Consider the following 18,575-nt stretch of genomic DNA (forward strand, 5'->3'; position numbering starts at 1 on the left):
GCGACGCAAAATCCCCATCATGATAAGCCACTGGCGGATTAAAAAACCGATCAGGATTAGGCCAAGGGCGGCGATGAACTATTCGGCTTGGTGAGTTCGAAAATTTGGATCATCGTGTGCCGATTTGATCCATTGAAACGCTGATCCCAAACAGACGTTCGGCGTTTTTATATGCTATCTTTTCGGCGATTTCGCGGGGGAGCTTGGCCAGCCATGCGCGGTTGGAATCCATGATGCCATCGTAATTGTCCCACTGGCTATTCACCCAAGTGTCGCTGCCAATCATCAAACGATCCGAAAAGGCCATGATAATTTTTTCCCATGCGGGGTTCAATTTATCGCCATGCCCTAAAATTGCGTGTTCGCGCAGCGACGTATCCGCAACGAGCGTGGGGAAATCATCCATTAACGCGTAAACATCGCGTGCATTTTCACCAAGCCCCGCATGCGCCCAGATAATTTTGACATCTTTGTCCAAGCTATAAAGCCAACGCACGGGTTCGGCGCCCGAATGCACATGAAGATAAATATCGCGTTCCTTGGCCATGCGGATGACTTCACGAAACAGCGGTTCGTCGGTTTGATCCAAGCGGTGGATGTGAAATTCGCCGATGCCTTGGTGGGGGTAATCCGCAAGCCGTTTTTCAAGATATTTTGTCATCCCCTCGGTCTTGGCCCAATTGGATGATCCTGCTTCGTCGTGATAGGGGCGCAATTCTGGTACGATGCGATTTGGCGCATATTCCCACAACATGATTGTGCCCTGATCGGGGGTGGATGAAACCAAACCCATTGCAACGCCGTTGCGATCCATCATTTCGACAATTGACTTCACAGGATAATCTGCCCATGCAGGTTGTTTGTAATGAACATGCGCATCAAACAGCGGCAAATCGTGAACGCCATCACCAATTGGTTCGTGATTGCCATCTGCCAATGCCAGAGTGCTGGTAAATGCCATATGGACGCAAAAAGAGGCGATGGAAGGGGCGGTGATTTTCATTATGGATGCCTTGCTGCCAGATGTGGTTGGTTGAGGTTAGCTTGGGCATATTATCCTGTCTAGGAAAACACCGCTAACCGCGACGCAAGATCCCCATGACGGTGAACCATTGGCTGATCAACAGCCCGATTAGGATCAGGCCAAGGGCTGCGATGAATTGGCTGGGCAATGCCTCGCCAAGCAGTAGCACGCCGAAAATGACCGCCCAAATGGGCACTTGGTAATTCACAAGGCTTAGGAAACTGGGGCCTGCCGTGTTGATAACATAAACCAGCATCAATGTTGCCAGTGCGGTTGGGAAAATACCCAGATAAATTGTCCCCATCAGCGCGGATGTGGTTGGGGCGTTTGGGATGCCCTCGAAATAAAGAGCGACGGGCAGCAACATCAGTGTGCCGAGCAACAAACCTGCGGCGCTGTATGATATGGTGGGCACGGGTGGGCAGAGGCGCGTGTTCATCGAGCCAATGGCATAACAGCAAGCGGCGGCAATACAGGCCATGCGTGCGGTTGGTTCCATCGATGCGCCAGAATTGGTTAACAGGCTACTGGGGCCGATTAAGACAACGACGCCGATAAATCCAATGGCAAAGCCGATGAATTTACGAAAATTCATTTGTTCACCCGCGATCAAAAAATGCGCAAGTGGCAGGATCAATAGGGGGACGACGGCCATCGTAATCCCCGCAAATCCGCTGGTCACATATAGCTGTCCCCAGTTGAGCAGGCTGAACGGTAGAGCATTGGTAAAAAAGCCCATCGCCAGAATATGCATCCAGATGCGTTTATCAACGGGTGTTGAAAACCCTGGCAATTGCCCACCGCGCGCCGCGTTGATCGCCAACAAAAACACCGCCGCAATCAACAGGCGCAGTGTTGCCACCGTCATCGGACCAAAGCTGGCCAATGCCAATTTCGCCCCCATGAATGACCCACCCCAGACAATGCCAAGGATGAATAATAAAACCCACGCTGTTTTTGTTTGTTGTACCATTGGCATACCTTAGGTGAATTGTGGGAAATAGAAATACGAAAACCCACGTATTTGGCGCGCGTTACGACATTTTTTGTGATCAATACAAAAACAAATTTTGATCAAAAAAGGCCGCCCCAGCGTTTGGGGCGGCCTTGGAAAATTTAAACCTGATTTTGGTTTAGTTCTTTTCTTTGTCGACCATTTTGCCTGCAGAAATCCAAGGCATCATGGCGCGCAATTTTGCGCCAACTTGTTCGATTTGGTGCTCGTCATTGGCACGACGTGATGCTTTGATTGTTGGCTGGCCAACGGCGTTTTCAAGCATAAAGTCACGTACGAATTTACCTTGTTGGATGTCTGACAATACGTCTTTCATCGCTGCTTTGGTTTGCTCGTATGGCAAGATGCGCGGGCCAGTTACGTATTGACCGTATTCCGCAGTGTTGGAAATTGAATAATCCATGTTCGCGATGCCGCCTTCATAGATCAAATCAACGATCAATTTTGTTTCGTGCAGACATTCGAAATAAGCCATTTCAGGTTCGTAACCTGCTTCGACCAATGTTTCGAAACCACAACGGATCAATTCAACGATACCGCCACACAGAACCGCTTGTTCACCAAACAAATCTGTTTCACATTCTTCGCGGAAATTGGTTTCGATGATGCCTGAACGACCGCCACCAATCGCTGAGCAATATGACAGGCCGATTTCTTGGGCTTTACCAGATGCGTCTGTGTCAACTGCGATCAAACATGGAACGCCGCCACCTTTGGTGTATTCGCCGCGCACTGTGTGGCCTGGGCCTTTTGGTGCCATCATGATCACGTCGATGCCTTCTTTTGGCTCGATCAGGCCGAAATGCACATTCAAACCGTGAGCAAATGCGATTGCTGCACCGGGTTTGATGTTGTCGTGGACGTATTTTTTGTATGTTTCTGCCTGCAATTCGTCGGGCATTGTGAACATGATCACGTCACACCATGCGGCCGCTTCTGCGATGCCCATGGTTTTAAGGCCTTCGGCCTCTGCTTTTTTGATGGATGATGATCCTTCGCGCAGAGCAACAACCACGTTTTTCGCGCCACTGTCGCGCAGGTTCAACGCATGTGCGTGGCCTTGGCTACCGTAGCCCAAAATGGCAACTTTAAGGTCTTTGATCAGGTTCACATCGCAATCGCGATCGTAATATACACGCATGATTTTCTCCGTATGTCATTTTTGGTGTTCGTCTGGGCCATGTATAATCACGGGTGTGCGAAAGATGCCATCGCATATTGTAAATAATATCGAGATTTCGTAAAAGTTATTCGTTGAATAGATAAATGGTGAAAAATTCATGCAACAATTGGATGATCTGGACAGGCGAATTTTGCGAATCTTACAAGATGACGCAAATATATCATCGGCAGAGCTGGCCGAGCGAGCAGGGGCAAGCGCGCCATCCTGTTGGCGCCGTGTGGAACGGATGCAGGCCGATGGCGTGATTTTGGATAAGCGCGTGGAAATTGACGCCAAGGCACTTGGTTTCGCCGTCGAGGTATCATTGCGCATCACACTTGATAAAACCCAATCAAATGCATTCGATGTTTTCATCAACGCTGCTCGCGATGTGCCAGAGGTAAGCGAAATTCAAACATTTCTGGGCCGTGTGGATGTGCGGTTAACCGTGCTGGCGCGTGACATGCCCCATTACCAAGAAATATACCGCAATCGTATCCTTGCGTTACCGCACATTGCGGATATCGAGGCATTGATGCTGGTCGCTGATGTGATGAAATCGGAAAGGTTGCCGTTATGATTGATCTGGATGATACGGATCGTGCATTGCTGCGTGCGATGCAGGCTGATGGAAATCTAAGCGCCGCTGGTTTGGCGAAAAAAATTGGCATGTCGCAACCCGCCACATGGCGGCGGATCAAACGGTTAGAGGATGCCAATGTCATCCTTGGGCGGCATTTGGTGTTGGACAAAGAAAAGCTGGGCTTTGGTGTAACTGTGTTTTTGGGCATCAAGCTAGCGACCAAGGGGCGCGTGGGGCTGGCCGATTTTGAACGTGCGGTGGCGGCGATCCCAGAGGTGCAATTGGTGCAACACGTGCTGGGGCTTTATGATTATCGGCTCAAGGTTGTTGCGCGTGATCTGTCGGATTTTGAACGGGTGCTGCGCCGTCGCATTATGACATTGCCAAGCGTGGGCAATGTGGAGGCAAACGTGCTCTTGTCCGAAGAAAAACGCCCGCTTGCGCTCTAGGGGGTTCAATCGCATTATTTTTTGGCCTAGTGATAGGCCAACACATATCGGAGACCCCCATGAGCGATTTCAAATCCAAAGTAGACCCAAACGGCCACCAAGAATTTTCGGTGGTGTTCACCGATCGTAGCCTCAATCACATGAGCGCGGCGTTTCAGGAGGTTATGAACGATATTTCCACAACCTTGCGCGAGGTTTACAATGCAACCCATATCGCATTGGTCCCAGGTGGTGGAACATACGCGATGGAATCCGTCGCACGCCAGTTTGCGCAAAATGAAAACGTAATGGTCATTCGCAACGGCTGGTTTTCATACCGCTGGACCCAGATTTTCGAGGCGGGCAAAATTTGCGCATCTGAAACGGTGATGAAGGCCACACAGGTTGGCAACACACCAACATCACCATTCGCGCCTGCACCCATTGCCGAAGTCATCGCAAAGGTGAAGGTCGAAAAACCCGCCGTTGTGTTTGCTGCGCATGTTGAAACCGCATCGGGGATGATTTTGCCAGATGCCTATATTCGCGATTTGGCGGCGGCGGTGCATGAACATGGTGGTTTGTTCGTGCTTGATTGTATCGCATCGGGCTGTGTCTGGGTTGATATGGTGGAAAACGGTGTTGATGTATTGATTTCAGCGCCGCAAAAGGGTTGGTCGGGTTCGCCATCCGCTGGCATGGTGATGATGAATGATCGTGCATATGAACGCATGCAGGAAACAACATCCAGCAGTTTCGCCGCCGATTTGAAAAAATGGACATCCATTATGGAGGCGTATGAAAACGGCGGTCATGCCTATCATGCGACAATGCCCACCGATGCACTTCGCGGTTTGCGCGATTTGATGAATGAGAGCCGTGAAATCGGTTTTGATAAACTGAAATCCGCACAGATTGAATTGGGCGAAAAGGTGCGCGCCACCTTGAAAAAACGCGGTGTGCAATCGGTGGCCGCCGATGGGTTTGGCGCACCGGGTGTTGTGGTGAGCTTTGCCACAGACGCAGATGTGCAATCGGGCAAAAAATTCGCCGCCATCGGGGTGCAGATCGCCGCGGGCGTACCATTACAAGTGGGCGAGCCTGAAACATATGCCAGTTTCCGCCTCGGCCTGTTTGGGTTGGATAAATTGCTGGATGTGGATGGCACGGTTGCACGGCTTGACGCTGCACTTGATCAGGTTCTTTAACCCGTACCAAGCCCTGTTTTCATCAACGTTTTGCGCAAGGGCGTTACATGATGTAACGCCTGTAACCCCTTAAGACGTAACGATTTTAGCGTGTCTTGATCGGTCATTGATGCGCGATTTAACAAATCCACCCCTTTGATGCGCCGTGCCATATCGGGGTGGCGGATGGATTGATATTGATCCAACATTTCAGCGCTGCCAAAGGTATTGCGATGATCCGTGCAAAGGGTCAGCAATGTTTCAATATCGGCCAAGCTCATGTTCAAACCCTGCGCCCCGATGGGCGGGATGACATGGGCGGCCTCTGCGATTAATGCGCTGCGCTGGCCAATCAAATGATCCGCTTGTTGTGTAATAATCGGCCAGATTGCACGACGGCTTGCAAGGGTCAGTTCGCCCAACACATCACAGGATCGATCCTGCGCGGCGGCGGTGAAATCGTCATCGTTCAATGCGGCAAGGGCACTGGCGTTTGCACCTGTTTCCATCCAAACAATGGATGAATAATGGACCCCATCAAGATCAGGCATCGGCACGGTGGTAAACGGGCCACCTGATCGGTGAATTTCGGTGGAAATATCATCATGGGGCTGGCTGTGTTTGACAACAAAAACCAATGCCTTTTGCCCATAACGTTTGGTTTGCACATTGATCCCAAGGGATTCACGCACAAACGAATTGCGCCCATCCGCACCGATCAATAATCGCGCCGATACTTGATCGCCATTATCCAAATTAACCAGCGCATGATCATTGCGCGTGGTCACACGGCGCAGCGCCGTTTGGGGAATAAATCGCACGTTTTCAAGGGCTTCGATACGGTTCAGCATTTCGCGGCGCAACAACCAATTGGGCAGGTTCCAACCAAATGGTTCATCGGAAATTTCCGATGCATCAAAATCGGCAAGTTTGCGAATTTCATTTTCCACGCCGCCAGCATCGGCCAAACGCATGATTTGCAACGGTGCCGCAAACGGTTCCAAATGCGCCCAAATGCCCGCCTCGCGCAGCGTGTTGCGGGCGGGTTGCAAAAACGCGGTGCTGCGCAAATCGGCGCCATCTGCGTTTGCATCTGTAATCACAGGGGCGGGATCAACACAGATCACATCAAAACCAGCCGTGCCAAAGGCACAGGCCGCGGCCAAACCCGCGACACCGCCGCCCGAAATTAAAATATCAGTGTGAATACGTGACATGGTGCAATCATAGGCGCAATCATTCAGGCGCGAAACCCCGTGTGGTGCAGGCGCGACAGAAAGACCGACAAGTCGGTATCGCGAAAATCGATGTAGTGGGCATCGTCATGCGCACCGATATGAACGGTGGTGACACCCCATGTTTTGGGAATTTCCAGATTGCGTGCCTCGTCTTCGAAAAAGGCGGAGGTTTTGGAATTCACCTTTGCCTTTTCAAACACCATTTCAAACGCATCGGCGCGGGGTTTGGGAATGTAATTTGCATCCTCGACCCCGTAAATTTCATCAAACGCATCGCTGATCCCGCGCGCGGCACAGACACGTTCGGCATGTCCACGGGACCCGTTGGTATAAATAATCTTGCGCCCTGGCAAATCGGCAATGTGGTTTTGCAATTGTTCATCGGATTCCAGATGATCAAGGTTGATATCGTGCACCTTTTGCATGAAATCCTCTGGCTCAATCGCGTAATGTTTCATCAGCCCTGCCAGCGTGGTGCCGTATTTCACCCAATAATCACGGCGCAATGCATTGGCGGTTTTCGTATCAATCGCCAATGTTTCGGTCATATAACGCACCATCAGCGTTTCGATTTGATCAAACAGCGCGGCTTTGGGGGGATAAAGCGTGTTATCCAGATCAAAAATCCAAGTGTCGATATGTGAAAAAGCCTGTTGCATTTCATAAGGTTAACCGCAGTATACGCACAGGTACAGGGGAAAAGATGACAAAGGCAGATGAATGGCAAGGCCAAGTTGGACAGGTCTGGGCGCGGCAGGTTTTCGCGCTTGATCGCATGCTATCGGAATTTGGCGATATTGGTATTGCTGCACTTGGTGATCTGAACGGGCGGCGCGTGTTGGATCTGGGCTGTGGTGCGGGGCAGAGCAGTGCGAAATTGGCCGCAGCTGGCGCACAGGTGACCGGTATCGATATTTCCACTGATCTGATCAAAGCAGCGCATGCGCGGGGCATTGATGGTGCAACGTTTTTGCACGGCGATGCGGGGCAGGCGAATATGGGCGGACCGTATGATGCGCTTTATTCGCGATTTGGCTGTATGTTTTTTGATGATCCCGTGGGCGCATTTTCACATTTGCGCACGCAGGTTAGCGCGGATTGTGATTTATCCTTGGTCGTTTGGGGGCCATTGGCGCAAAACGATTGGGGGCGCGTGCCGTTTTCATTGTGCAAAGATTTGTTTCCAGAATCGCCCGCCGCGCCCGCGCCCAAGGTAGGGCCATTTGCATGGGGAAATCCCGATGATTTTGCACCGATTTTGGCCGATGCTGGATGGCGCGATGTGACATGGGCGGCGCATCAATCACGGGTGATTTGTGCGCTTGGTGATGGCGATGGGCTGGAGATGGGCGTGCAGTTTTGCATGACCATTGGCGCATTGGCAGGGCGCCTAAAAGGGACGCCCAAGGAATTTCGCGCAAAAATTGCCGATCGTTTGCGCACAGGCTTGGTGCCATATCTGCGCGATGATAAGGTGCAATTTGACGCGTGCATTTGGCATATCAAAGGAAAATCATGAAAAACCCATCCCAGAAAATCCAACAGGCACAGCAATTGTTGCGCGAAGCACGTGGTGAACTTGGCACTGCGATCAAATCCGAGCGTAGCCGTAAACGTGGAGAGTTGAACCGTTTGGCGCATCTGGCCACATCGATGCTGGGTGAAAGCAATTTGTTTTTTTCTCAATCAGGGCAGGATCGTTTGGTGGATAGCCTGTTGGGGGGCAAAACGGGTGGCGTGTTTGTGGATATTGGCGGGTATGATGGGGTGACGGGATCGAACACCCTGTTTTTTGAAATGTTTCGCAAATGGTCTGGCATCGTGGTTGAGCCATCGCCAACGCAGTTACGATTGGCGAATGCTGCGCGGAATGTGCCGGTGTTGGGCTATGCCGTGGCGGGGCAATCAGGACAGGCCGAATTTTTAGAAGTGACCAGCGGTTACACCCAGATGAGCGGGTTTTTAGACAGCTATGATGCCAAACTGTTGGAAAAAGTGCGCGCCAACCCCAATCATCGCGAGGTTTTGCATACGCTGGATAAAAAAACACTGGGCGAAATTTTGGGCGATCAAGATATCACAAAGGTGGATTTTTTATCGCTGGATGTCGAAGGCGGGGAAATGGGGATTTTGGAAAGTTTCGATTTTGATGCGTTTGATGTGGATATCTGGACCATCGAAAATAATACGCAATCGAGTGATTTGCCCAATTTTATGCGATCAAAGGGTTATAATCTGGTGGAATTTGCGGGTGTAGATGACATTTTTCGCAAAATCAGATGATGCGTGACATTGGGCGGTTTTTTGTTAGTCTGCCCCAAATTTAGACGGGGCGGGTATGACGGATCGCAAAGAAAACAAAGACGCGTATGAAATGATCATCAAAGCGATTGATCTGGGCGTTTATGGTCCAGGGGATCGTTTGGTGGAATCCGAATTGGCTGATCGTTTTGGTGTGTCACGCACGCCCGTGCGCGAAGCGTTGCAACGATTGGAAATTGAATCGTTTTTGTCGCGTGATGGACGTTCATTGATCGTGGCATCACTGGATCATACGCAATTGGGCGAATTGTATTCCGTGCGTGCCGAGCTGGAAGGGTTGGCTGCATATTTGGCCGCGCAACACGCCGCACCCGAAGAAATTCGCGTACTGTATGATATGATCGAAAAGGATCACGAGATTGTTGATGATCCCAAAAAGTTGTCACGTGCGAACCGTCGGTTTCATAATCAGTTGCATCTGGCATCGCATAATCGGTTTTTAATCAAACAGTTACATCAAGTGCATCGGACGATGGCGTTGCTGGCAAGCACGACATTATCCGCCGATGGGCGCGGGCCGATGGCGCTGGATGAACATCGTGCGATTGTTGATGCGATCAGTGCAGGGGATGGCGCGGGTGCGCGTGCTGCGTTGAAAAAACATCTATCCTATGCGTTCGAGACACGTTTGAAATTGGACGCAGGTGAGGTCAAAAGCATCATTTGATTCACGCCGCGCGCTCAATCGGATTGCCCCCACAGGTAAGGCGATCAATTTCAACATCGCAATCTTGATCATTAATCCCATGCTGGGTTTTATCCCAATACATCGGGTTCGCGATCAATTCATATAATGCCTTGTACGCCGCAAAACAGCCAATTGGCCAATAGAATACCATGGTGGGAATGGTGATTGTCAATCGGCGCAATGATGCTGCGCGCGTGGCAACAAAGCCAAGCATCATTAACACCAGTTCGGTAAATACAAACCCATAGATCAAGGATAACAAAACCCCATGTGATATTGCGTTATATATGGGAAGATCAAAGCCCAAACATAACAGCCACAGCGGAATAACAATTGGCGCGGACAGATATGCGGAAACGGTTCCCGCCAACATGGTATTAAAGGTCAGAAAACCACCGAGTCCCAAATCGCGGATCAATTCACGCGGGCGGCGCATATGTGTAAGCCATGTAACCATGAAGCCCTTAAGCCAGCGAGAACGCTGTTTGATCCACGGGATTGTGCGATAGTTTGCTTCTTCATAAGTGGTGGAATCCGTGACCTCGCAACGCCAGCCCAAGCGATAGAGCCGCATGCCAAGTTCGGCGTCCTCGGTCACGTTATGCGCATCCCATCGACCCAAGGTTTCAATGGCGCGACGTTTGAAAAACACCGATGTTCCACCCAAGGGAATGGGCAAGTTAAAGTGTTGAAGACCACGCAAAATAACGCGAAATAAAATGGCATATTCAATTGTAAAACAACGCGATAGCCAATTTGTTCGCGTGTTGTAATAATCAAGTGCGGCCTGTACGCAGGCCAAATTTTCAGGCCCGTTTTGCAAATGTGCGGCCACGGTCAAGATTTGGTTTTCCTCTGGCGCGTCTTCGGCATCATAGACGCCAATGATATCGCCCTGACAAAAATCGAGCGCATAGTTCAGTGCGCGTGGTTTTGTTTGCAATGTATCATTTGGCACCACAACCACGCGCATCCAATTGGGCAGGATGTGATCGTTCAGATGCGCGCGCGTCATTGTATCGTTTTCTTCGATCACCAAACAGATTTCCAACAATGAATGGGGGTATTTCAACCGTGTCATGCGTAAAATCAGGCGGTCAACGATGTTTTCTTCGCGCAACAGCGGGATCATGATGCTGACCTTGGGCAGATTGAGGGTGGGGCGGATGTTGCGCGGTTTCTGGCGAAAATAGCCGATCATACAGATACATTTCAGCGCTGTGTTGAAAAACAAAGTGATGATAATCCAAAGCACCAAACCCGTGCCAAGGTGATTGAAGTATCCAAGCAAACAGCAAAACATAATCGCCAAGCCCAAAAGAACACGCCGATTATGGGGTCGCAATAATTCGCGACAGCTAAATTTTTCGGGACAAGTTGTGCGTGCCTTTTGCGTTAAAAAATCGCGATGGGTTTCGCACAGATGATTTAAAACCGCATCGGGTTCGGCGCTGACAAAGCGTAAATGAAAACGCATATTTTTGGACAGTGATTGGATATTTTGCCGCAAACTTGGATCGCCCAAGGCCAAGGTGATGGTGTTGCCAGATCGTGAAATCGGTACGAATACATGTTTCAAGCAAAGCGTTGGATCAAACATATCCCCCAAATCGGGATCAATATTTTCGATCGTCAGGTCAACAAACGGAAGATCATAAGTTTGGTATAAATTGTCAAGCATATCAGCGGCTTGTACGAATTTCCCCGCGCGCGCGACATCGCTGATATGTTGATTGGCACCGTGGTGTAATTTCAGCGCATCAAGCAGGGCAAGAGGTGATATACGATCCACATTGCCCACAGACCCCGCACCAGATTGATGCAATCCTGTGGTCGTTTCCGTGATATTCGATTTTAGTCGCGCAACAGCCATTGTCCCAGCCTTTACATGTCGTGCAAAGACCGTCGCGTGATAAAGTTAAATTAGTCTAAATTTTTATTAATCGAGTGATGCGGCAAAGCGTTCGAATAAATAAAAGCTGTCTTGGGGGCCTGGGGATGCCTCTGGGTGGTGTTGAACGGAAAACACAGGGCGATCCGTCATGCGGATACCACAGTTTGAACCGTCAAACAGGGACACATGGGTTTCTTCGACACCAGCGGGCAATGATTGGCTGTCCACTGCGAAACCGTGGTTCATCGACGTGATTTCAACCTTGCCCGTACCGTGTTCTTTCACTGGGTGGTTCGCGCCGTGATGGCCGTGGCCCATTTTCACGGTTTTTGCACCAAGGGCGAGTGCGAGCATTTGATGCCCCAAACAGATGCCAAATACGGGAATATCGCCTTTGTCCAAGATCCCTTTGATCATGGGGACAGCATATTCGCCAGTGGCGGCGGGATCACCCGGACCGTTTGATAAAAAGACACCATCTGGATTATGCGCGAGCACTTCTTCTGCTGTGGTGGTGGCGGGCATGACGGTTACGTCACAGCCAGCGGATGCCAAGCAGCGCAAGATATTGCGTTTGGCACCATAATCAATGGCGATAACCTTTTTGCCTTTGCCCGTGCGTTTGGGGAAACCATCGGGCCATGCCCAACGCATTTCATCCCATTGATAGCTTTGGGCACAGGTGACCTCTTTGGCCAAGTCCAAACCTTCAAGACCGCTAAAATCGCGTGCTTGTTTTAATAAATCTTCGATGTCGAACACGCCATCGGGATTATGGGCAATTGCAACATGTGGCGCACCTTGGTGGGTGATTGCGCGGGTGAGGCGGCGTGTATCAACACCGCCAACGCCAATACGGCCGCGCCGTTCCAGCCATGTTGCAAGATGTTCTTGGCTACGCCAGTTGGATGGATCGGTCGGATCCCATTTCACCACCATGGCGCGTGCGAATGGATCGGCTGTTTCGTCGTCTTCGTCCGTGACGCCCGTGTTGCCGATATGTGGGAATGTGAATGTGATCGCTTGCCCCGCGTAAGAGGGATCAGTCATGATTTCCTGATAACCCGTCATTGCGGTGTTAAAGCAAAGTTCGGCCACCACTGTGCCAGTTGCGCCAAAGCCGTGACCATAGAATATGGTGCCATCGGCAAGAACAATACAAGCGGTAGGTTTTGCGAGGGATTGAAGGGAGGATGCAGTTGCGGGCATGGGTGAATCCTTTGGCAAATTTGCGCGAAACTACGCTGTAGGGATCGTTCGGTCAAGGTGAGAAAAATGGGTTTTCACAAAGAATTCAAACAGATGAATTTGCCACTATCTGTTGTGACTTTGTCGGGGGTTCTATATGGTGGTGCGTTCGAATAAATGGAAATGAACCGGAGAGATTCCATATGCGCGATACCATTAACAACGCTGTGAAAACTGCGATGAAGGCAAAAGAATCCGAACGCTTATCAACCTTGCGTTTGATCAATGCCGCCATCAAAGATCGCGATATTGCATTGCGTGGCGAAGGCAATTTGGACGGTGTGACAGACCAAGATATTCTGGGTATTCTTGGCAAGATGATTAAACAGCGCAAAGACAGCGCAACGGCGTTTCACGATGCCGGCCGCACCGAGTTGGAAGCACAAGAATTAAGCGAAATCAAGGTGATAGAAGAATTTTTGCCCAAACAGTTGTCAGAGGATGAAACCCGCGATGCGGTGAAATCCGTGATTGATGATCTGGGTGCAGACAGCATTCGCGATATGGGCAAAGTCATGGGCGTATTAAAAGAAAACTATGCCGGTCAAATGGACTTTGGCAAGGCCGGGGGCGTGGTCAAGGCATTGCTGGCCTAACCCCAATTCGTAATTTATGAATGCCGCCCCAGTTTCGGGGCGGTTTTTTTATGTGATGTGCAGGCCAATTTTACCGATATGTTTCTTTGACAGAAATGATTCTTGGGCGCTGGCGATATCTTTGAGCGCATAGGTCGCTGCCAAGGTGGGGCGGATTTCGCCCCGCTCGATATAGCCCACCAGATCAGTGAAGACACTGTGGGGTTGGCGTGTGCTGCCGATCAATGTCAGATCCATCAAATAAAGCGTTCGCAAATCCAATTCCACAATCGGCCCTGCAATGGCACCTGATGTAACGTATCGACCAGAAACGCTCAGCGCATCCAACAGATTGGGCCAAGTTATTCCACCCACCAAATCAAACACCACATCAAATGCGTGTTGGGGTGGGGTCGCATCACGATCCAGCGTTTCATCGGCGCCAAGCGCGCGTAACGCATCGGATTTACCCGCAGATGTAACCGCCGTCACATGCGCCCCGCGCCGTTTGGACAATTGAATCGCCGCCGAACCCACGCCACCGGATGCCCCCGTGATCAACACACGCTCTGCACCCAGATTAGCGCGTTGTATCATGCCCTCTGCGGTGGAAAAGGCACAGGGAAATGATGCCAGTTCTGCATCACTAAGAGGTGAATTGATCGCAACTGCGTTTTCGGAATCAATTGACGTATATTGCGCAAATGCGCCGTTGCGTTCCGACCCAAAGGTTTGCATCGCATGGGGATCATCCGCACCCATCGGGTGATACATGGGGCGCACCAAAACGCGTTGTCCAATACACGCAGAATCCACGCCATCACCAACGGCGACGATTTCACCGCAACAATCCGCCCCTTGGATCAATGGAAAATTCAACGTACCAGACCAACCGCCACCTTGGACATCATCGTAACCTTGGGTGGCACCAGATTCAGTATCGCCGCGCACAGATTTGGAATACCAACCAGTGCGCGTATTCACATCCGTGTTGTTCACGGCCGATGCGCCAACCTTGATCAACACCTCGCTTGCGTTTAGGGCGGGCAGGGGCAGATCATCGCGCCATTCCAATTTGTCCAAACCACCGTGGCCCGAGAGGACAACGCCGTTCATTGTTTTGGGGATGTTCATTTGATTTCCTGAGCTTTTGGTTAGGAATTTAGGTAGCCACCCAAAATTGCGATGAATGCGCCCACATGGACAACCATAATTGCGCGGTCTTTCCACATGAAACCGACCAAAAACCACAAGATGATACCGATGATAAAGGCAAATACATTCCAAGGAACGATATTTAAACCGGTGAGGGCATAGCCGACCAATTGCACGACCGTGGCAATCCATTTCACAATATCTACACGTTTCATCGACTCGCTCCTGCATGTTTTTTTGACGTTATGCTTTGGGGCGATGTGCGCAAGTAAAAACACGATAGCCGTGCGGTGGAATTGTGATCTAGGCGATTTGTTCTAAACGTGATTTTTCACATAATGGTGCGGCTTTGATGTATTCATCCAACGCAGATTTCATTTGAACAAAGTTGTGGCCATAAAAATAAAGCGCGGTTTCCCGTTCGCCTTGCCAAAATCCGCGAAACCCACCGCTTTGCCCCAGCAAGGTATCACATTGGGCAATCACTTCATTTACATCCGAATTGGTGTAAACCTCGTCAGGTAAGTCGGTGCCGTTGAGATAAATCGCCAGACCTTCGTGTTTGCCAAAAGGAATGTCAGGCCGATCGTCGGTGTATTTCAAAAGCGAACCTTTGGGCGCGCCAAAATTTTCCAATGTGTGAATAACGGCGGTGATAACCTCATTGGTGGGGTTATGCAGGCGCAGCTCAATATCACAGTAATCGATGCCGGTGTCATCGAATGATGTGCCACCACCCGTCACAGTGCCCAACTTTTGTTCTTGCAACCAATCATCAAGCGGATATTCAAAATATTCGCCTCGATCCAGCGGTTGAAGTTTTGCGTTCAATTGAACAACGATCAATGTCGCTTTGTCACTTGATGGTGCTGGTGTCTTTTTGCGTTTTAGAAAATCAAATAGCCCCATTGGTGCTCCGCTTGGTTGGTGTTTGGGTATTAATTAACGTTATCACCTGAACGCGCCATGTAAAGGATCGCTCGAATTTAGCGTAAATGTTTGAGTGCCGTATCAATGTCGTTGCGCAATTGAACACGTTCCTCTGGTGATAAAAACGCGCCGAGCTCGATCGTGCGTTTGCCATCCGTTGCGGTCAGATAGCTTTGCGCCACTGGCGTGTCTTGTAATTTCAGGCGTACCCAATAGGGGTTGGTAATCCAATATTGGTTTTGTGCGCGTGGATTGTGGCGTTCAACGGTGAATGTGTCAGGCCAGATACGGATATGTTCGGACAGCGTGCTGTCGGTATAGGATCGTTCCAGAAAATACCAAAGCGTTGCGATGGTGATCAGCATGGCCGCCAATATCATCCACATCGCGATATGGCCGATGAATGCCCCAAGCGGGAGCAGGAACATCACACAGATAACCCCGATCAACCAAACAAACCCAACACGGGGCAGGGAGCGATGCGCACGCACCGTGTGATCAAATAGGGGTGCATCTGGGCGATTGGTGGCCGCAAAAAAGGCCACTGAAACGTCAGCGGCCTTTGATATTTTATTTAATTCAACCATGCGAGTTAGTGGGTGTGCTTATTCCACATATCGGGCGTTGGCAGAATTTCAAATGTGTGCTCTGGCGGCGGGTTTGGAAGTGTCCATTCCAATGTATCCGCATGTTCGCCCCAGTATGCTTTCTCTTCGACCTTTTTACCCCAACGCAATGTGTAGAACACGACGCCGATGAAAAAGACGAAAGAAGCAAACGACAGGAACGCACCCAATGAAGAGATATAGTTCCAGTAAGCGAATTCCACAGGATAGTCGATGTAACGACGTGGCATACCTTGGCGACCCAAGAAGTGTTGTGGGAAGAAGGTAATGTTGGCGCCGATGAACATCATCCAGAAGTGCAACTTACCAGCCCATTCTGGATACTGGCGACCAGACATTTTGCCGATCCAGTAGTAGATACCAGCAAAGATACAGAAAACCGCACCCAGTGACATCACATAGTGGAAGTGTGCAACAACGTAATATGTGTCGTGATATGCACGATCAACCGCAGCCTGTGACAGAACGATACCTGTTACACCGCCAACGGTGAAGAGGAACAAGAAACCAAATGCCCAAAGCATCGGTGTTTTCAGGCTGATTGAACCGCCCCACATCGTTGCAATCCAAGAAAAGATTTTAACACCAGTTGGGACAGCAATCACCATGGTTGCGATCATGAAATAGCGTTGCTGTGTTAGCGACATACCAACCGTGTACATGTGGTGTGCCCACACAACAAAGCCAAGCGCACCAATGGCAACCATCGCATAAACCATCGGCAGATAGCCAAAGATTGGTTTTTTCGAGAAGGTTGAAATCACGTGTGAAATGATACCAAAACCAGGAACGATGATCATGTAAACTTCTGGGTGACCAAAGAACCACAACAAGTGTTGGTACAAAATTGGGTCACCGCCACCAGATGGTTCAAAGAATGTCGTGCCAAAGTTACGATCCGTCAGCAACATTGTGATCGCGCCTGCCAATACTGGCAAAGACAACAAAATCAAAATCGCGGTGACAAAGATCGACCATGCAAACAACGGTGTCTTGTGCAATGTCATGCCAGGGGCACGCATGTTCAAGAATGTTGTGATCATATTGATCGCACCCAAGATGGATGAAGCACCCGATACGTGAACCGCAAAGATTGCGAAATCCATCGACATGCCTGCTTCGCGTGTGGATAGGGGCGCATAAAGAACCCAACCAACACCAGAACCAAGCTGGTTATTACCACCTGGCATAATCAACGAGAACACGGCCAATGTAGAACCCGTGACATACATCCAATATGACAGGTTGTTCATCCGTGGGAACGCCATGTCAGGCGCACCAATCATCAATGGCATGAAATAGTTACCAAAACCGCCGAACAAGGCTGGAATAACCACAAAGAACATCATCAAGATGCCGTGGCCTGTGATCATCACATTCCAAAGGTGGCCGTTTGGTGTACAATTTTCAACGGCTGCTGCCGCAAGGCTCGCGCCCTCCAAACACATATGCTGAACACCCGGCTCCATAAGCTCGATGCGCATAAAAACTGTGAAACACACCGAAATAAAGCCCAACAGGCCAGCGGTGAAAAGGTAAAGGATACCGATATCTTTGTGGTTGGTTGACATGAACCAACGGGTAAAGAAGCCTGGACGGGCGTGATCATGGGTGGCTGCGTCTGCCATGTGGTCTCTCCTGACACGTCATTATTGTGATGCGAATCCCGCAAGAAACGCATTTTTCCACCGCCCTGATACACAAGCCAGAGCGCGGCGACAACTGTTTGAAGTGCCGCAGTTATTCAAAAAGACCGCGTGTCGCAGGTAAATCACCGTTTATTTTTGCGCGCGTCCGCGCTAACCATAGGAAAAACGGGAAATGAGCGATGAATTATAAGTGCGTGGTGGGGGCGTTGATATTTTCCATATCAACAGCAACAGGATGTTTTGGACAAAGCGAACCAACACCTGATTTAACAATCGAACCCATTTTGGCAAAACCCGCCATGGTGGCCTTGCCCGCGTTATTTTCTGTCAGCGGTATTTCCAGTGATGATGTGTTAAATGTGCGCAGCGGGCCGGGCGCAAAATTTCGCGATCTAGGTGATTTGAAACTGGGTGCGAAAATCGAAGTGACGCAAATTGCACCAAACGGCCAATGGGCGCGTGTGATTTGGGGCGAACGCAACGCATGGGTATCAAACCGTTTCATAACCCATGTGCCAACCCAACAATTGTTAAACACCAAATTACCGGCAAATTTGCAATGTTTTGGCACGGAACCGTTTTGGAACCTGAAGCTGGAACAGGGCAGGGACGTTACATTCGAAGGCTTGGGCCTACAACCCGTCAGCGAACCCATGGTCTGGGAACGTGTGTCGGCCAATCACACATTGCGGTTTTCAATCGCCAGCCCTTCTTGGCGCAGCCTGATCCAAAAGAAAATATGCCACGATGGCATGTCAGACACCGAATACGGATTGCAAATTGATCTGATGGGTACATCCGCCAGTGATGCGGTTGTGTTGTCGGGGTGTTGCCGTTTGGTAGAGTAGGGC

The 18,575-nt window shown here is 50.1% G+C and carries 20 protein-coding genes; 8 read left to right on the top strand and 12 right to left on the bottom strand.

The features are described 5' to 3' along the window. Window positions 1-109 precede the first annotated feature (109 nt). The 3 genes from IE094_RS10760 to ilvC form a co-directional block, all read right to left on the bottom strand. Window positions 110-1,003 carry an amidohydrolase family protein gene (locus IE094_RS10760; RefSeq protein ID WP_229802255.1) on the bottom strand — a complete coding sequence of 298 codons (894 nt, stop codon included), beginning with the start codon at window positions 1,001-1,003 and terminating at the stop codon, window positions 110-112. 73 nt (window positions 1,004-1,076) lie between these two features. Beyond that, the gene (locus IE094_RS10765; protein ID WP_189640708.1) at window positions 1,077-1,997 is read right to left on the bottom strand and encodes a DMT family transporter; all 921 of its coding nucleotides are present in this window, start codon (window positions 1,995-1,997) and stop codon (window positions 1,077-1,079) included. Between the two features lie 160 nt (window positions 1,998-2,157). After that, complete coding sequence (gene ilvC, locus IE094_RS10770) at window positions 2,158-3,180, bottom strand: ketol-acid reductoisomerase (RefSeq protein ID WP_189640709.1); 1,023 nt, start codon at window positions 3,178-3,180, stop codon at window positions 2,158-2,160. 139 nt (window positions 3,181-3,319) lie between these two features. On the opposite strand from ilvC, the gene IE094_RS10775 reads away from it, so the two are divergent. The 3 genes from IE094_RS10775 to IE094_RS10785 are packed head-to-tail and all read left to right on the top strand — an operon-like array spanning window position 3,320 to window position 5,420. Then, on the top strand, window positions 3,320-3,781 hold the full coding sequence (locus IE094_RS10775; protein ID WP_189640710.1) for an Lrp/AsnC family transcriptional regulator: 462 nt from the start codon (window positions 3,320-3,322) through the stop codon (window positions 3,779-3,781). After that, entirely contained in the window at window positions 3,778-4,233 is a 456-nt protein-coding gene (locus IE094_RS10780) for an Lrp/AsnC family transcriptional regulator (protein WP_189640711.1), read from the top strand. The genes IE094_RS10775 and IE094_RS10780 overlap by 4 nt, the downstream gene beginning before the upstream one ends. A 59-nt stretch (window positions 4,234-4,292) precedes the next feature. Beyond that, window positions 4,293-5,420, top strand: coding sequence for an aminotransferase class V-fold PLP-dependent enzyme (locus IE094_RS10785; protein ID WP_189640712.1), 1,128 nt, complete (start codon window positions 4,293-4,295; stop codon window positions 5,418-5,420). Here IE094_RS10785 and IE094_RS10790 read toward each other — a convergent pair. Both IE094_RS10790 and IE094_RS10795 read right to left on the bottom strand, forming a co-directional pair. Continuing rightward, window positions 5,417-6,616, bottom strand: coding sequence for a UbiH/UbiF family hydroxylase (locus IE094_RS10790; RefSeq protein ID WP_189640713.1), 1,200 nt, complete (start codon window positions 6,614-6,616; stop codon window positions 5,417-5,419). The two genes, IE094_RS10785 and IE094_RS10790, sit on opposite strands and share 4 nt — an antisense overlap. Window positions 6,617-6,639: 23 nt before the next feature. Continuing rightward, entirely contained in the window at window positions 6,640-7,296 is a 657-nt protein-coding gene (locus IE094_RS10795) for a pyrimidine 5'-nucleotidase (RefSeq protein ID WP_189640714.1), read from the bottom strand. Window positions 7,297-7,340: 44 nt separating this feature from the next. Between IE094_RS10795 and IE094_RS10800 the strand changes: the two genes are divergently transcribed. From IE094_RS10800 to IE094_RS10810, 3 genes are read left to right on the top strand one after another with little or no spacing between them, the layout of a single operon-like run. Further along, window positions 7,341-8,156 carry a class I SAM-dependent methyltransferase gene (locus IE094_RS10800; protein WP_189640715.1) on the top strand — a complete coding sequence of 272 codons (816 nt, stop codon included), beginning with the start codon at window positions 7,341-7,343 and terminating at the stop codon, window positions 8,154-8,156. Next, window positions 8,153-8,920, top strand: coding sequence for an FkbM family methyltransferase (locus IE094_RS10805; protein WP_189640716.1), 768 nt, complete (start codon window positions 8,153-8,155; stop codon window positions 8,918-8,920). The genes IE094_RS10800 and IE094_RS10805 overlap by 4 nt, the downstream gene beginning before the upstream one ends. Window positions 8,921-8,975: 55 nt before the next feature. Next, the gene (locus IE094_RS10810) at window positions 8,976-9,626 is read left to right on the top strand and encodes a GntR family transcriptional regulator (RefSeq protein WP_189640717.1); all 651 of its coding nucleotides are present in this window, start codon (window positions 8,976-8,978) and stop codon (window positions 9,624-9,626) included. A 1-nt stretch (window position 9,627) separates the two neighbouring features. Here IE094_RS10810 and IE094_RS10815 read toward each other — a convergent pair whose 3' ends face one another. Together IE094_RS10815 and carA are read right to left on the bottom strand one after the other, a co-directional pair. Continuing rightward, complete coding sequence (locus IE094_RS10815) at window positions 9,628-11,520, bottom strand: glycosyltransferase family 2 protein (protein WP_189640718.1); 1,893 nt, start codon at window positions 11,518-11,520, stop codon at window positions 9,628-9,630. A gap of 66 nt (window positions 11,521-11,586) precedes the next feature. After that, the gene (gene carA / locus IE094_RS10820; protein ID WP_189640719.1) at window positions 11,587-12,750 is read right to left on the bottom strand and encodes a glutamine-hydrolyzing carbamoyl-phosphate synthase small subunit; all 1,164 of its coding nucleotides are present in this window, start codon (window positions 12,748-12,750) and stop codon (window positions 11,587-11,589) included. Between the two features lie 182 nt (window positions 12,751-12,932). Between carA and IE094_RS10825 the strand changes: the two genes are divergently transcribed. Then, window positions 12,933-13,385: a GatB/YqeY domain-containing protein gene (locus IE094_RS10825; RefSeq protein ID WP_189640720.1), complete on the top strand. Its 453-nt coding sequence runs from the start codon at window positions 12,933-12,935 to the stop codon at window positions 13,383-13,385. 48 nt (window positions 13,386-13,433) lie between these two features. Here IE094_RS10825 and IE094_RS10830 read toward each other — a convergent pair whose 3' ends face one another. The 5 genes from IE094_RS10830 to IE094_RS10850 all read right to left on the bottom strand — a co-directional run bounded on the left by IE094_RS10830 (window position 13,434) and on the right by IE094_RS10850 (window position 17,703). After that, on the bottom strand, window positions 13,434-14,498 hold the full coding sequence (locus tag IE094_RS10830) for an alcohol dehydrogenase family protein (protein ID WP_189640721.1): 1,065 nt from the start codon (window positions 14,496-14,498) through the stop codon (window positions 13,434-13,436). A 20-nt stretch (window positions 14,499-14,518) separates the two neighbouring features. After that, entirely contained in the window at window positions 14,519-14,734 is a 216-nt protein-coding gene (locus IE094_RS10835; RefSeq protein WP_189640722.1) for a DUF6552 family protein, read from the bottom strand. An 88-nt stretch (window positions 14,735-14,822) separates the two neighbouring features. After that, window positions 14,823-15,428 (bottom strand): hypothetical protein, encoded by a 606-nt coding sequence (locus IE094_RS10840; RefSeq protein ID WP_229802256.1) that lies wholly within the window; start codon window positions 15,426-15,428, stop codon window positions 14,823-14,825. Between the two features lie 77 nt (window positions 15,429-15,505). Continuing rightward, window positions 15,506-16,036 carry a DUF2244 domain-containing protein gene (locus IE094_RS10845; RefSeq protein ID WP_189640723.1) on the bottom strand — a complete coding sequence of 177 codons (531 nt, stop codon included), beginning with the start codon at window positions 16,034-16,036 and terminating at the stop codon, window positions 15,506-15,508. Between the two features lie 5 nt (window positions 16,037-16,041). Continuing rightward, window positions 16,042-17,703, bottom strand: a complete 1,662-nt coding sequence (locus IE094_RS10850) for a cytochrome c oxidase subunit I (RefSeq protein WP_189640724.1) — start codon at window positions 17,701-17,703, stop codon at window positions 16,042-16,044. Window positions 17,704-17,903: 200 nt separating this feature from the next. On the opposite strand from IE094_RS10850, the gene IE094_RS10855 reads away from it, so the two are divergent. Next, a complete protein-coding gene (locus IE094_RS10855) occupies window positions 17,904-18,572 on the top strand; it encodes an SH3 domain-containing protein (RefSeq protein WP_189640725.1) in 669 nt (222 codons plus the stop codon). The last annotated feature ends 3 nt before the right edge of the window (window positions 18,573-18,575 follow it).

It is taken from the genome of Paramylibacter ulvae (genome assembly GCF_014652655.1).
GTDB classification, from domain to species: domain Bacteria; phylum Pseudomonadota; class Alphaproteobacteria; order Rhodobacterales; family Rhodobacteraceae; genus Amylibacter; species Amylibacter ulvae.